This window comes from Arthrobacter sp. efr-133-TYG-118 (genome assembly GCF_030209755.1).
Lineage (GTDB): Bacteria > Actinomycetota > Actinomycetes > Actinomycetales > Micrococcaceae > Arthrobacter.
Genome location: NZ_JARVRH010000035.1, coordinates 102,985 through 115,888 on the forward strand (window position 1 = coordinate 102,985; position 12,904 = coordinate 115,888).

The following is a 12,904-nucleotide window of genomic DNA, read 5'->3' on the forward strand; positions in this document are numbered from 1 at the left end:
GGATCACATCCGTTCCGGAGCCGATACGCCAAGGAGTTCAAGTCCGTTGGCCAGCACCTGGCTCGTGGCGTCGTTGAGCCACAGCCGTGTGCGGTTGACGTCCTGGACGGCTTCGTCGCCGAGCGGCGAAACGCGGCAGGCGTCGTACCAGCGGTGGTAGGCGCCCGCGATGACCTCGAGGTGGCGGGCCACACGGTGCGGTTCTCGGAGCTCCGCGGCCTTCGCCACGATGGACGGGTAGCTGCCGAGGTAGGACAGCAGCTCGTTCTCGGTGGCGTGGTCCAGCAGGGACGCGTCGAAGGCGCTGTGGTCCACGCCGGCCTCGATCGCGTTGCGGGCTGTTCCCCGGGAGCGGGCGTGCGCGTACTGCACGTAGAAGACCGGGTTTTCGTTGCTGTTCTTCTTCAGCAGTTCCGGGTCCAGTGTCAGCGGCGAATCAGCGGGGAAGCGCGCGAGCGAGTAACGCACGGCGTCCTTCCCGAGCCACTCGATAAGGTCTTTGAGCTCGATGATGTTGCCGGCACGCTTGGACAGCTTGGCGCCGTTGACCGAGACCAGCTGCCCGATCAGGACCTCGATGTTGACCTCGGGGTCATCGCCCGCACAGGCGGCGATGGCCTTGAGCCGGTTGATGTAGCCGTGGTGGTCGGCCCCGAGCAGGTAGATCTTCTCGGTGAAGCCGCGGTCCTTCTTCGACAGGTAGTAGGCGGCGTCGGCGGCGAAATACGTGGGTTCGCCGTTGGCACGGATCATCACGCGGTCCTTGTCGTCGCCGAAGTCCGTGGTGCGCAGCCAGACTGCCCCGCCGTCGTCGAACACGTGGCCCTGCTCCCGGAGGCGGGCAACCGCCGATTCGATCGCACCGCCGTCGTGCAGTTCCTGCTCGGAGAAGAAGACGTCGAAAGCCACGCCGAACTCGGCCAGGGTGTCCTTGATGTCCTTCATCTGGGCCTGGTAGGCGGCGGAACGGATCACCGGCAGTGCTGCCTCGTCGGTCAGCTCGCGGATTGCCGGATGTGCGTTGAGGACCTCGTCGCCGAGTTCCCGGATGTATTCGCCGGGGTAGCCGCCTTCCGGAACGCCGCGTCCGTGCAGGCGGGACAGTACCGAGTTCGCAAAAACGTTCATCTGCGATCCGGCATCGTTGATGTAGTACTCCGCAGTGACGTCCGCACCGGAGGCGCGAAGGACGCGGGCAATGGAGTCGCCCAGGGCGGCCCAACGCGTGTGGCCGATGTGCAGCGGTCCCGTGGGGTTGGCCGAGACGAATTCCATGTTGACCACATGGCCTGCGAGCGCCTGGTTCGTTCCGTAAGAGCTTCCCGCCTCGACGATGACCTTGGCCAGCGCGCCGGCGGCGGCTGCATCCACGGTGATGTTGAGGAAGCCCGGGCCCGCGATGTCCACGGCCGTGACGCCGTCGATCGCTTCCAGTCGCTTGCTCAGGATCGTGGCGAATTCACGCGGGTTGGTCCCGGCACGCTTGGCAAGCTGCAAGGCAATGTTGGTGGCCCAGTCGCCGTGCTCCCGGTTCTTGGGTCGCTCCACGCGCACGTCCTCGGGGAGGGCAGATTCGGAAAGCGCAAGCTCGCCGGCGGCGACAGCGTCTTTCAGGCAGGCGGATATGGCGGCTGAGAGTTCTTCGGGAGTCACCCGTCTAGCCTACCGGTGGGGCTTGCAACTGGTGGAATTCTTATGCTTAGCAATGCGCACACGCGGGCACCAGCGCGCACCCAGCCTGCGCCCAGCTTCGGCCGGTAGAGCTCCCAGACTGAACCGATAGGCTGAAATCAACGTCAATCGTGTGATCGGCCCACGGCCCAGAGCACTTTGCATCGACCCTTTTCTTGTCCAGATGACTTGTCCAGTTGAAACGAGCAGAACCATGACTACGCCGCTCCGCAAGGGCCTTCTGGTGGGCGCCGCCGGCCTCTCCCTGGCCAGTTCGGTGGCAGCTTGCGCCCCCTCGGCCCAAGGCAGCACCCCTCAAAAGACCTCCACGATTTCCGGCCCGTACAAGGACGGCACCTACAGCGCGGACGGCGACTACATTTCACCCAACGGCGGCGAAACCGTGGGCGTCCAGCTGACCTTGGCCGGTGGCACTATTTCCGCGGTGGACATCACCGTCCATGCCAACAACCCGAACACCAAGGAATTCCAGGGACAGTTCAAGAACGGCATCGCCGCGCAGGTGGTCGGCAAGAAACTGGACGAGATCAACGTCTCAAAGGTAGCCGGCTCCTCGCTGACCAGCGAAGGATTCAACAAGGCCGTGGAAACCATCAAGTCCGAGGCCAAATAGGCGCATGACGCACACGGGCTGGAGCGTTTTCAGCTTCGACGGTATCGGGACCACGTGGGAAATCTCGACGCCGGAGGAACTCCCGGAGGGGGCGCGGGCCGGTCTGCTCGGCGTCGTGGAGGACTACGACCGAAGCTACTCACGTTTCCGGGACGATTCCTTGCTTGCAGCGCTCGCCCGTGAACCCGGCACCGTGACCCTCCCGGCCGGGGCAAACGAGCTGGAGCAGCTTTTCACAAAGCTGTACCGCCTCAGCAGCGGCGCCATGACGCCGCTCATCGGCGGCAGCCTCGAGCGACTGGGCTACGGGGCGGACTATGCCTTGCGGCCCCTCGGCCACCCGGTGCCGGCACCGCGGTGGGAAGACGTCCTGGAGTGGAAGGGCACGGCGATCTCCGCTTCCGCACCGTTGGTCCTGGACATCGGTGCCGCCGGGAAGGGCCAATTGGTGGACCTTGCGGCCGCGGTCCTGCGCTCGGAGGGAATCACGGAGTTCCTGGTCGATGCCAGCGGCGACATGCTCCATTCCAGTGCGGAACCATTGCGCGTGGGACTCGAACACCCCTACGACCCCGCCCAGGCGATCGGCGTCGTCGAACTCCACAGCGCCGCGCTGTGCGCTTCCGCAGCCAACCGGCGCGCGTGGGGCGACGGACTGCACCATGTCCTCGACGGCGCGACCGGGCGCCCGGTAGAGACGGTCGTGGCCACGTGGACCATGGCCGCCACCGCAATGGAAGCCGATGCCCTGGCCACGGCGCTCTTCATGGTGGATCCGAAGGTGCTTGAGGGAGAATTCGACTTCTCCTGGGTCAAGGTTTATTCGGACGGACACGCCGCCTATTCGGCCGGCTTCGAAGGGACACTGTTCTCATGATTGCCATCAAAGCGCGTGTGGATGCCTGGCTCGGCCATTTCACGATGTACCGGCTGATCCTCTGGGTCCTTGCCGTGCTCGCGGCGTACAGCATGGTGTTGAACGCCCTGGGCTGGCTAAGCTTCGGGCTGCCTGAAATGCTGGTCCACCTCGTGCTGTGCCTTGGTCTGACATATGCATCCAACCGGCTCGTGGCCATGCTCTTCAAGGTTCAGCCGCATTCGGAGTCCTCGCTCATCACGGGCCTTCTGTTGTACTTTTTGTTCTGGCCCACCGAGCTGATTCCCTCGGTCCAGATCCCCGATCTCGCCGGAGTCGCCGTGGCATGTGTCCTCGCCTCGGTATCCAAATACGTCTTGGCCTTCCGCGGCCGGCATATTTTCAATCCCGCCGCGGCGGGCGCCTTCATCGCCGGGCTCACCGGCTTGAACACCGCCACGTGGTGGGCGGCAACCCCGGCCATGCTGTGGTTCCTGGTCCCCGGCGTGCTGCTGGTGTTGTACCGGACGCTGAAGGTGCTAATGGCCTGCGCTTTCCTTGTGGTGGCGGTGTCGGTGGTGTGCGCCGCGCTCGTGCGGGGCGGCATGACCTTGGGCCCGGCCTTGTGGCAGCCGATCTCGCAGCAGCCGCTGCTGTTTTTCGTCGGCTTCATGCTGACCGAGCCCCTCACCCTGCCTCCCCGCCGTTGGCAGCAAGTGGCGCTGGCCGTCGTCGTGGCCTTGTTGTTCGCCGTGCCGTACAACCTGGCGGGCGTCATCGCCAATTCGCCCGAGCTCGCACTGCTCATCGGGAACCTCCTGGCATTCCTTCTGGGACAGCGGGGCGGAATCATGCTGACGTTCAAGGGTTCGCGTCCCCTGACTCCCTTCACCACCGAATTCCGTTTTGAGCCGCGACGGCCCGTCCGTTTCCTTCCGGGGCAGTTCATGGAACTCAACCTTCCGCACTCGCGCTCCGACGGGAAAGGACGGCGACGGGTCTTCAGCATCACCAGCGCGCCGGGCTCGGCCGAGATGACATTCGGCGTCGGCACGGCGGAACCTGTCTCGGCCGCCAAGCGCGCGTTGCTCGCACTTGAGCCTGGAGAGTGCGTCCAGGGAACCGCCGTGGGCGGCGACTTTGTCTTACCGCCCGACGCCGGCAAACCCGTGCTGCTCATCGCGGCGGGAATCGGGATTGCCCCTTTCCTTTCCCAGCTGGCGTCCGGCGACTCCGCGCGAAGGGACATCGTCGTCTTGTATCTCGCCCCTGGCGCTGCCGAACTTGCCGGGAGCGATATCCTGGCGGCCTCCGGCGCACGGGTCATCGCCCGCCTTTCGGACGGTTCCCCGCCGCCGTCGTTCATGCACGACGCCGGGCGGAGCCGCATCGACGGCGACTCCCTGCGGGAGCTCATCCCCGATGTCGCCAAGCGGGACGTATACGTCTCCGGGTCGCCGGCAAACGTGGACGCCCTTCGCTCTGCCGCCCGCCATGCCGGAGCCCGACGAATCCATGTGGACGCTTTTGCGGGCTACTGACGGCCCGCCCCCCGCCCGTTTTCCATTGCGGCGCGGTGACCTGCTAAGCTCATGGACGTCCCTCCGGCAACGGACGGGATCCCGGATGCCCTCGTAGCTCAGGGGATAGAGCGTCTGCCTCCGGAGCAGAAGGCCGTAGGTTCGAATCCTATCGAGGGCACAACAGAAAACCCCGCCAGTTCAAGGAACCGGCGGGTTTTTCTTTGCCTGGCCGCGTTGCCGGGGACATGCCGCACCCGGCCGGCTAAAAGGTCGGTGGCCGCTCCTAAGCTGTTCGTACCCGTCCAAAAAGGTACGAAAGGGTTCGCCGTGATTTGTTCCATCATTCCTCCCTATATCCTGCGAAGGCTGGCGGCCCAGCACGAGCCCCGCCTGCGGGTGATTGCGCGCGCGGCCAAGGAATCCCTGCTGCACATCAAGAACCTCCAGGCGGTCCGGGCGCTTCCCGTGCCGGTCCCTGTGCCCACGGCGCGCCAGGCGAAGCCCAGCCCGCCCAAGCGGACGATCTACGACGCAGGCTCCACCGAGGCCTTGCCGGGGAAGCTTGTCCGCAGGGAGAAAGGTCCGGCGACGGGCGACGCTGCCGCCGATGAAGCCTACGACGGACTAGGCGAAACCCACGCGCTTTATGCCGAGGCGTTCAGCCGGAATTCGATCGACGGCGCCGGGCTGAAACTCGATGCCACTGTCCACTACGGCCAGCTGTACGACAATGCCTTCTGGAACGGCAGCCAGATGGTGTTCGGCGACGGCGACGGCGAGATCTTCCAAAGGTTCACGAAGTCGCTCAGCGTGATAGGGCACGAGCTCGCCCACGGCGTCACCCAGTACACGGCAGCCCTCGCGTACCGGAACCAGGCTGGAGCCCTCAACGAGTCCATGTCGGATGTTTTCGGGGCGCTTGTGGAGCAATATGCCAAAAAGCAGTCTGCTGCCGAGGCCAGCTGGCTGATCGGCGAGGGCTTGTTCACCGACGCCGTCCAAGGCACCGCGCTCCGTTCCATGAAAGCACCAGGGACTGCTTATGACGACGACGTGCTCGGCAAGGATCCGCAACCGGACTCCATGGACAAGTACGTCCGCACCACCGCGGACAACGGCGGTGTGCACATCAACTCAGGCATCCCCAACCGGGCGTTCTCCCTTGTTGCACTGGAGCTGGGCGGCAACGCCTGGGAAGCGCCGGGACAAATCTGGTACAACACGCTGACCAGCGGCTCACTGCCTGCCACGTGCACCTTCGGACGCTTCGCAAAGGCCACAGCGGCGTCGGCAGAGGAGCTCTTCGGCTCCGGTTCAAACGAGCATGACGCAGTCAATAAGGCGTGGGAAACTGTGAAGGTAAAGCTCTAGCAGCACCCTCCAGAGCAGTGGAAGCCGCAGAACATGAAAATCACTGTCCAGCGCAGCGGTGGCGTCGCCGCGATCACACGCGTCTGGACCGTGGATGCCGCCACTTCCGAAGACAAGCGACGCTGGACGCCGATCGTGGAGGCCTGCCCTTGGGACCAAGTGCCAGCCCGCGGTCAAGCCCGCGCACAAACGACCGCGCAGACAGCCGGGAAAGCAGCCGGGCAGGCCGACCGGTTCATGTATTCGATCCGCGCCGGACAACACCGGGCCACGCTTCCGGAGACCGATGTCACCGGGCCATGGCACACCCTCGTGGAGAACGCCAAGGTAGAGGGCCGGGAGACCCTCCGCCGCTAGCCCACCTCCGCCAACTGGCCGCGGAAAGCCCTGCGGTACGACTGCGGGCTAGTGGCCAGGACCTTGGCGAAGTGGTGCCGCAGCAGCACCGAATGTCCGAACCCGGCTTCGCGCGCAACCTCGTCGATGTTCAGCTCCGTGGTTTCCAGGAGTTCCTGCGCCCGGAGCACCCGTTGCGAGTTGAGCCACGCCGCAGGTGTGGCACCCGTTTCGGCCCGGAACCGCCGGGCGAACGTCCGGGCGGACATGTGCAGCCGGGCCGCCAGTTCGTTGACGCTGTGGTCACGATCGAGGTTCTCCACCATCCAACGCAGCAATGCCTCCATGGGCGCAGAGCCGCACGTGGGCATGGGCCGGTCGATGAACTGGGCCTGGCCGCCGTCGCGGTGCGGCGGAACCACCATGTCGCGCGCAATGGCCGCAGCGACATTGGCGCCCAACTCCACACGGACCAAATGCAGGCAGGCATCAATACCGGCGGCCGTGCCGGCACTTGAGATGATCGTTCCGTCCTGGACGTAGAGCACATTTTCGTCCACGTGAATCTTCGGATACCTGCTGGCGAGGTCCTGCGAATAGTGCCAGTGCGTGGTGCAGCGGCGCCCGTCAAGGAGTCCTGCACGCGCAAGCGCGTACGCTCCGGAGCAAATCGACATCACCCAAGCCCCGCGCGCGTGCGCCGCCCGCAGCGCATCCAATACAGACTCCGGGACGTCCTCATCCCGTCCGTACGGGGCCATGATGACCAGGTCGGCATCGGCCGCAGCTTCCAGGCCCAGGGCGACATGCATCGACAGGCCTGACTTCATCTTCACCTCTCCAGGGACGGGAGCGCAGACCCTGAAGTCAAAACCGGGAACGCCACTCCCCCGGTCCGCGCGGTCAATGCCGAAGACCTCGCAGGCGGTCCCGAATTCGAAGATCGAGAAGTTGGGAACAACAATGATTGCCACCGTTTTCAACATAGATCCAGTGTGGCAGAAAATTGCCTAAACGGGTCGTTTCTGCCACTGTTTCTTGAGGTGCATCAGGAACACGATGGAGTCATGGAGTTCATCGGAGTTTTGCTATTCATCGTCTTCATCATCACTGCCGCCGGTTCCATCTCAGCGGTCCTTCGGGACGGCCGCGGCCACCTTCCCCCCGACCATTCCGAGCCTTGGACCTCGAGGGACCTGCCTGACAACTCATGCTGGACACTGCGCGCATTCTAAACACAGTCTGTCCCTGAACACGGACGACTTTTGTCCGCATCCTGGGCTAGATTCAATGCCATGATCCAGACGTCTGCCAGGCTGCTGCAATTGCTGTCCTTGCTGCAGGTCCGGCGCGAATGGACCGGCCCGGCATTGGCCACCCGGATGGGTGTCACCGAGCGCACCGTCCGCCGCGATATCGACAAGCTCCGGAACCTTGGCTACCCCATCCATGCCTCGCCGGGCATAGCCGGCGGCTACCAACTGGGCGCCGGGGCGCAGCTCCCGCCGTTGCTGCTCGACGACAATGAAGCACTCGCGGTCGCCTTGGGGCTGAACTCAGTGGCAGCAGGTCCCGTAGCAGGGATCGGCGAAGCATCGGTTCGCGCCCTTGCCAAGCTCGAGCAGGTGCTGCCTGCACGTCTACGCCCGAAGTTCGCGATGCTCAAGGCCGCTGTCACCACACTGCCCAGCAACGCGGCGTCGGTAGACCCGCAGCAGCTCACGGTGGTCTCGGCTGCGATTGCGGACAAGCGACAACTCAGTTTCGATTACGTCAAGGCCGACGGCGGGGCCGGCCGGCGCTTGGTGGAGCCATACCGGCTGGTGGATACCGGGCGGCGCTGGTACCTGGTCGCTTGGGACGTGGACCGGGAAGACTGGCGCACGTTCCGCGCCGACCGCATCGCCTCACTTCCGGCCGAACGGAAAAAGTACGTGCCCCGCCCCTTGCCGGCCAAGGACCTCGCGGACTACGTCCAGCGCTCCGTGACCCGCTCGCCTTACCGCTACGACGTCGTCGTGCGCCTCCACGCCCCCATCGGCGAGGTGGCCGCCGTCGTCGGCCCGCAGCTCGCGAGCTTGAGCGACGACGGCGGGAACGCGACCCTGCTCCGTGCCGGCTGGGACAGCCTGGCGCAGCCGGCGGCGCACCTCGCAGCGCTCGATATGGACTTTGAGATCATCTCTCCGGAGGAATTCAAGGAGTACGCCCGCACCATGGCCGGGCGATTGGAAAAGGCCGCAGGGAACCACGCAATGCAAGGCGACGCGCCGCCACAGTAGACTGTCAGCAGCCATGACACTTCATATTTCCTACCCCGCAGAGCTGCCCGTCTCCGAGCGCCGCGAGGACTTGATGGCGGCCATCGCCGCAAACCAGGTGACCATCATCGCCGGCGAAACCGGTTCCGGCAAGACCACCCAGATCCCCAAAATGTGCCTGGAACTCGGCCTCGGGGACAAGGGCCTGATCGGCCACACCCAGCCGCGCCGCCTTGCCGCGCGTACCGTTGCCGAACGCATCGCCTTCGAGATGGGCGTCGAGATCGGGCAGGAAGTGGGCTTCCAGGTCCGTTTCACCGGCGAAGTCAGCAGGGCCACCAAAATCAAGCTCATGACCGACGGCATCCTGCTGGCCGAGATCCAGCGGGACAAGCTCCTGCGGAAGTACAGCGCCATCATCATCGACGAGGCACACGAGCGCAGCCTCAACATCGACTTCATCCTGGGCTACCTCAAGCGGATCCTGCCGCAAAGGCCGGACCTGAAGGTCATCATCACCTCCGCGACCATCGACCCCCAGCGTTTCGCGAAGCATTTCGGCAGCGAAGAAGAACCCGCGCCGATCATCGAGGTCTCGGGCCGGACCTATCCGGTGGAAATCCGCTACCGGCCGCTGTCCCAGCCGGCCGGCGGTGCTTCCGGCGAGGATGAGGACGCTTCCGACGACGAGCTTGAGGAAGACCGCGACCCCCTCGACGCCGTGTGCGACGCCGTCGACGAACTCGCGCTTGAGGCTCCGGGAGACATCCTGGTGTTCTTCTCCGGCGAGCGCGAGATCCGCGACGCCGCGGAAGCCCTGAATGGCCGGATCCAAGCCAACCGCAGGCTGGCGGGCACGGAAGTCCTGCCATTGTTTGCCCGATTGAGCCTGCAGGAGCAGCACAGGGTCTTCAACCCGGGCGGCAAGCGGCGGATCATCCTGGCCACCAACGTCGCGGAAACTTCGCTGACGGTGCCCGGCATCAAGTACGTCATCGACACCGGCACAGCCCGTATCTCGCGATACTCGCACCGCACCAAGGTGCAACGGCTGCCAATTGAACGTGTTTCGCAGGCATCGGCAAGCCAGCGTTCCGGCCGCTGCGGGCGTGTCTCCGAGGGTATTGCCATCCGGCTCTATTCCGAGGAAGACTTCGAGTCCCGCCCCCCGTTCACTGATCCGGAGATCCTGAGGACCAACCTGGCTGCCGTCATCCTGCAGATGACGGCCATGGGCGTCGCGCGCGGCCCCAAAGACGTCGAGAACTTCCCCTTTGTTGAGCCGCCGGACTCCCGTGCCATCAACGACGGCGTCACCCTGCTGCGCGAACTCGGCGCCCTTAGCGCGGCGCGCACGGGCGACGGCGGCACTCCCCCAGCCATCGACGGCGGCAACGCGCGTACGAGCGGCGCAGAAAACCGGGGCGGCCTGACCGCCGTCGGGCAGAAGTTGGCCCAGCTCCCGGTCGACCCCCGGCTCGGCAGGATGATTGTGGAGGCCGGAAGGCGCGGCTGCGTGAAGGAAGTCATGATCCTGGCGGCGGCTTTGACCATCCAGGATCCCCGAGAGCGTCCGAGCGATAAGCAGCAGCTTGCGGCGGAGAAGCACGCACGCTTCCGGGACGAGAACTCGGACTTCACCGGATTCCTGAACCTGTGGAACTACATCCAGGAAAAGCAGCAGGAACTGTCCTCCACGCAGTTCCGCCGGCTGTGCAGGAACGAGTTCATCAACTACCTGCGCGTCCGCGAATGGCAGGACCTCTTCCAGCAATTGCGCCAGCTCGCCAAGCCGCTGGGCATCGCTATCGACAACAAGCGCGAGGCCGACCCCGTAGGCAACAACGAGGGAATCCACATCAGCCTGCTCTCGGGACTGCTGAGCCACATCGGCATGCTGGATGAACGCAAGCGAGAATACGCCGGAGCACGCGGCAGCCGGTTTGCCATCTTTCCGGGCTCGGCGTTGTTCAAGAAGTCGCCCGCTTTTGTGATGGCTGCGGAGTTGGTTGAAACAAGCCGCCTCTGGGCCCGGGTCGCGGCGAAGTTCGATCCTTTGTGGGCCGAGCAGGTTGCACCGGATCTCGTGAAGCGTTCCTACAGCGAACCCCACTGGTCCACCCGGACGGGCTCGGTCATGGCGCACGAGAAGGTCATGCTCTACGGAGTTCCCATCATCCCGAACCGCCGCATCAACTACGGCAGGATCGACCCCGAGCTGTGCCGCGAACTCTTCATCCGGCATGCCCTCGTAGAAGGCGACTGGAAGACCCACCACAAATTCTTCCACCGCAACCGCGCATTGCTCCACGAAATCGAGGAACTCGAGACGCGGATGCGTCGCCGGGACATCCTGGTGGACGACCATACGCTCTTCGAGTTCTACGACGCCAGAATCGGCAAGGACGTGGTCTCCGAACGCCACTTCGACAAATGGTGGAAGGAAGCCCGCCAGCAGGACCCAACCCTGCTCGACTTCGACCAATCGCTGCTCATCAGCGAGGACGCCGAGGCCTTGGACGATTCCGCCTACCCGAAAACCTGGCTGCACAAGGGCTTTGAGCTGCCCCTGAGCTACGAGTTCCATCCGGTGGCTCCCGGCTCGCCGCCCAATCCCTCGGACGGTGTCACAGCCGAGGTTCCCGTGCTGTTCCTCAACCAGCTCGACGACGCCGCCTTCCGATGGCAAATACCCGGCCAGCGGGTGGAGCTCGTCACGGCGCTGATCAAGTCGCTGCCCAAACACATCCGTAAGAACTTCGTGCCGGCCCCGGATGTGGCCCGGCAAGCGGCTGCTGCGTTGGAAACCGACTTCGATCCTGCATCAGACGATCTTGAGGCCTCGCTCGAGCTGGTGCTGCGCCGTATCCGGGGACACATCATCCCTCCGGGATCGTGGAATTGGGACGCCGTTCCGGCGCATCTGCGCGTCAGCTTCAAAGTTGTTGACAGCCGCGGCAAGGTGCTCGACGAAGGCAAGGACCTTGCCGCGCTCCAGGAGCAGCTGGCCCCGGCTACCCGCCGGGCCATCGCCGAATCCCTCGGGGCAACACCCGCGACGACGGCACGCGCCAACGGTCCGAAGGGCGCCCCACGTGCAGGGGGGGCCGTATCCCCCGGTGGAAACGGCGCCGGCGGCGCGACCCCGCAGGCCGCCGGTTTCCTGTCCGAGCAATCCGGGCTCACCGCTTGGACTTTCGGAGCTATCGAACGCCAAGTGACGCGTACGGTGAAGGGGCACGATGTCACGGGTTTTCCCGCTCTCGTAGATGAGGGCAAGTCCGTTGCATTGCGCGTGTTCCAGAGCCGCGCAGAGCAGGAGTCGGCAATGCGAGGCGGCGTGATCCGGCTGCTCGCCCTACGGGTTCCCGCCCCGGACCGGTACGTCCTGGAACATTTGAACAACACGGAGAAATTGACGTTCAGCCAGAACCCCCATGGTTCGGTGAGCGCCTTGATCGCGGACTGCGTCCTGGCGGCCATCGACAAGCTGACTCCGGCCGAACTTCCTTGGGACAGGGCGGCGTTCGATGCCCTGTACGAGCTGGTCCGCGCGGAACTGATCGACACCGTCTTCACGGTGACCGCCGTCGTCGAACGCATCCTGGGGAGCACCCGGCGGATCGAGAAGCAACTCAAGGGCAGCACGAGCCTCGCCTTAATCAGTGCGCTCAACGATATGAAGAGCCAACTGGAGCAACTCGTGTTCCCCGGTTTTGTGGCACGGACGGGCTACGCCCAGCTGAGCCAGCTGCCGCGGTATCTGGCCGGAATCGAGAAGCGCCTCGAAAAGCTCCCAAACAACGTGCAGCGCGACGGGCTGAACATGTCGGTGGTGCAGGCGTTGGAGGACGACTACGACGACGCCGCCTCCGCGCTGCTGCCCGGCCGACGGGCAGGAGCCGAGTTAACACGAGTGCGCTGGATGATCGAGGAACTCCGCGTGAGCCTCTTCGCCGTCGAGCTCGGCACGGCCTACTCGGTCTCGGAAAAGCGCATCCGGACGGTACTCAACCAGGCGCTGGCACCCGCGTAGGCCCCGCGACGGGCGAAGACGTTTTCGGGCTTTCCCACCAAGGTGAGCGAGCGTTTGGGAAAAGGCCGACAAACGTGAGCGAGCGTCTGGCAAGACAAACGCCCGCTCACCTATCCACCCCCAAACCCAAACGCTCGCTCACTTATGGCGGTCATTCTGTCGGCGGATTCAAGTGGTCGTTGCAACACGTCCTTATGCTGCTGATTCTTCCAGAAT

General features: G+C 64.7%; 10 protein-coding genes and 1 tRNA gene. 9 read left to right on the forward strand and 2 right to left on the reverse strand.

Annotation, left to right across the window (positions count from 1 at the left end; all coding sequences use genetic code 11):
- Nucleotides 1-3: 3 nt before the first annotated feature.
- A complete protein-coding gene (argS, locus tag QRN59_RS22790; RefSeq protein ID WP_284984701.1) occupies nucleotides 4-1,653 on the reverse strand; it encodes an arginine--tRNA ligase in 1,650 nt (549 codons plus the stop codon).
- A gap of 232 nt (nucleotides 1,654-1,885) precedes the next feature.
- On the opposite strand from argS, the gene QRN59_RS22795 reads away from it, so the two are divergent.
- The 6 genes from QRN59_RS22795 to QRN59_RS22820 all read left to right on the forward strand — a co-directional run bounded on the left by QRN59_RS22795 (nucleotide 1,886) and on the right by QRN59_RS22820 (nucleotide 6,412).
- Entirely contained in the window at nucleotides 1,886-2,305 is a 420-nt protein-coding gene (locus QRN59_RS22795) for an FMN-binding protein (protein WP_284984702.1), read from the forward strand.
- 4 nt (nucleotides 2,306-2,309) lie between these two features.
- A complete protein-coding gene (locus QRN59_RS22800) occupies nucleotides 2,310-3,182 on the forward strand; it encodes an FAD:protein FMN transferase (RefSeq protein WP_284984703.1) in 873 nt (290 codons plus the stop codon).
- Entirely contained in the window at nucleotides 3,179-4,702 is a 1,524-nt protein-coding gene (locus tag QRN59_RS22805) for an FAD-dependent oxidoreductase (RefSeq protein WP_284984704.1), read from the forward strand. Before QRN59_RS22800 ends, QRN59_RS22805 begins: the two co-directional genes overlap by 4 nt.
- 87 nt (nucleotides 4,703-4,789) lie before the next feature.
- Nucleotides 4,790-4,862 (forward strand) — tRNA-Arg (locus QRN59_RS22810).
- A 149-nt stretch (nucleotides 4,863-5,011) separates the two neighbouring features.
- Nucleotides 5,012-6,055, forward strand: a complete 1,044-nt coding sequence (locus QRN59_RS22815) for a M4 family metallopeptidase (RefSeq protein ID WP_284984705.1) — start codon at nucleotides 5,012-5,014, stop codon at nucleotides 6,053-6,055.
- Between the two features lie 33 nt (nucleotides 6,056-6,088).
- The gene (locus QRN59_RS22820) at nucleotides 6,089-6,412 is read left to right on the forward strand and encodes a protealysin inhibitor emfourin (protein WP_284984706.1); all 324 of its coding nucleotides are present in this window, start codon (nucleotides 6,089-6,091) and stop codon (nucleotides 6,410-6,412) included.
- On the opposite strand, the gene QRN59_RS22825 is transcribed toward QRN59_RS22820, so the two are convergent.
- Entirely contained in the window at nucleotides 6,409-7,377 is a 969-nt protein-coding gene (locus QRN59_RS22825) for a GlxA family transcriptional regulator (RefSeq protein ID WP_284984707.1), read from the reverse strand. The genes QRN59_RS22820 and QRN59_RS22825 overlap by 4 nt on opposite strands.
- Nucleotides 7,378-7,458: 81 nt before the next feature.
- On the opposite strand from QRN59_RS22825, the gene QRN59_RS22830 reads away from it, so the two are divergent.
- From QRN59_RS22830 to hrpA, 3 genes are read left to right on the forward strand one after another with little or no spacing between them, the layout of a single operon-like run.
- On the forward strand, nucleotides 7,459-7,626 hold the full coding sequence (locus tag QRN59_RS22830) for a hypothetical protein (RefSeq protein ID WP_284984708.1): 168 nt from the start codon (nucleotides 7,459-7,461) through the stop codon (nucleotides 7,624-7,626).
- A 60-nt stretch (nucleotides 7,627-7,686) separates the two neighbouring features.
- Nucleotides 7,687-8,673, forward strand: a complete 987-nt coding sequence (locus tag QRN59_RS22835) for a helix-turn-helix transcriptional regulator (protein ID WP_284984709.1) — start codon at nucleotides 7,687-7,689, stop codon at nucleotides 8,671-8,673.
- A gap of 13 nt (nucleotides 8,674-8,686) precedes the next feature.
- A complete protein-coding gene (gene hrpA, locus QRN59_RS22840) occupies nucleotides 8,687-12,688 on the forward strand; it encodes an ATP-dependent RNA helicase HrpA (RefSeq protein WP_284984710.1) in 4,002 nt (1,333 codons plus the stop codon).
- Nucleotides 12,689-12,904 lie beyond the last annotated feature (216 nt).

Coding starts and splice junctions, on each gene's coding strand:
- QRN59_RS22795 (WP_284984702.1), top strand. CDS start 1,886: ATGACTACGCCGCTCCGCAAGGGCCTTCTGGTGGGCGCCGCCGGCCTC.
- QRN59_RS22800 (WP_284984703.1), top strand. CDS start 2,310: ATGACGCACACGGGCTGGAGCGTTTTCAGCTTCGACGGTATCGGGACC.
- QRN59_RS22805 (WP_284984704.1), top strand. CDS start 3,179: ATGATTGCCATCAAAGCGCGTGTGGATGCCTGGCTCGGCCATTTCACG.
- QRN59_RS22820 (WP_284984706.1), top strand. CDS start 6,089: ATGAAAATCACTGTCCAGCGCAGCGGTGGCGTCGCCGCGATCACACGC.
- QRN59_RS22825 (WP_284984707.1), bottom strand. CDS start 7,377: ATGTTGAAAACGGTGGCAATCATTGTTGTTCCCAACTTCTCGATCTTC.
- QRN59_RS22830 (WP_284984708.1), top strand. CDS start 7,459: ATGGAGTTCATCGGAGTTTTGCTATTCATCGTCTTCATCATCACTGCC.
- QRN59_RS22835 (WP_284984709.1), top strand. CDS start 7,687: ATGATCCAGACGTCTGCCAGGCTGCTGCAATTGCTGTCCTTGCTGCAG.
- hrpA (WP_284984710.1), top strand. CDS start 8,687: ATGACACTTCATATTTCCTACCCCGCAGAGCTGCCCGTCTCCGAGCGC.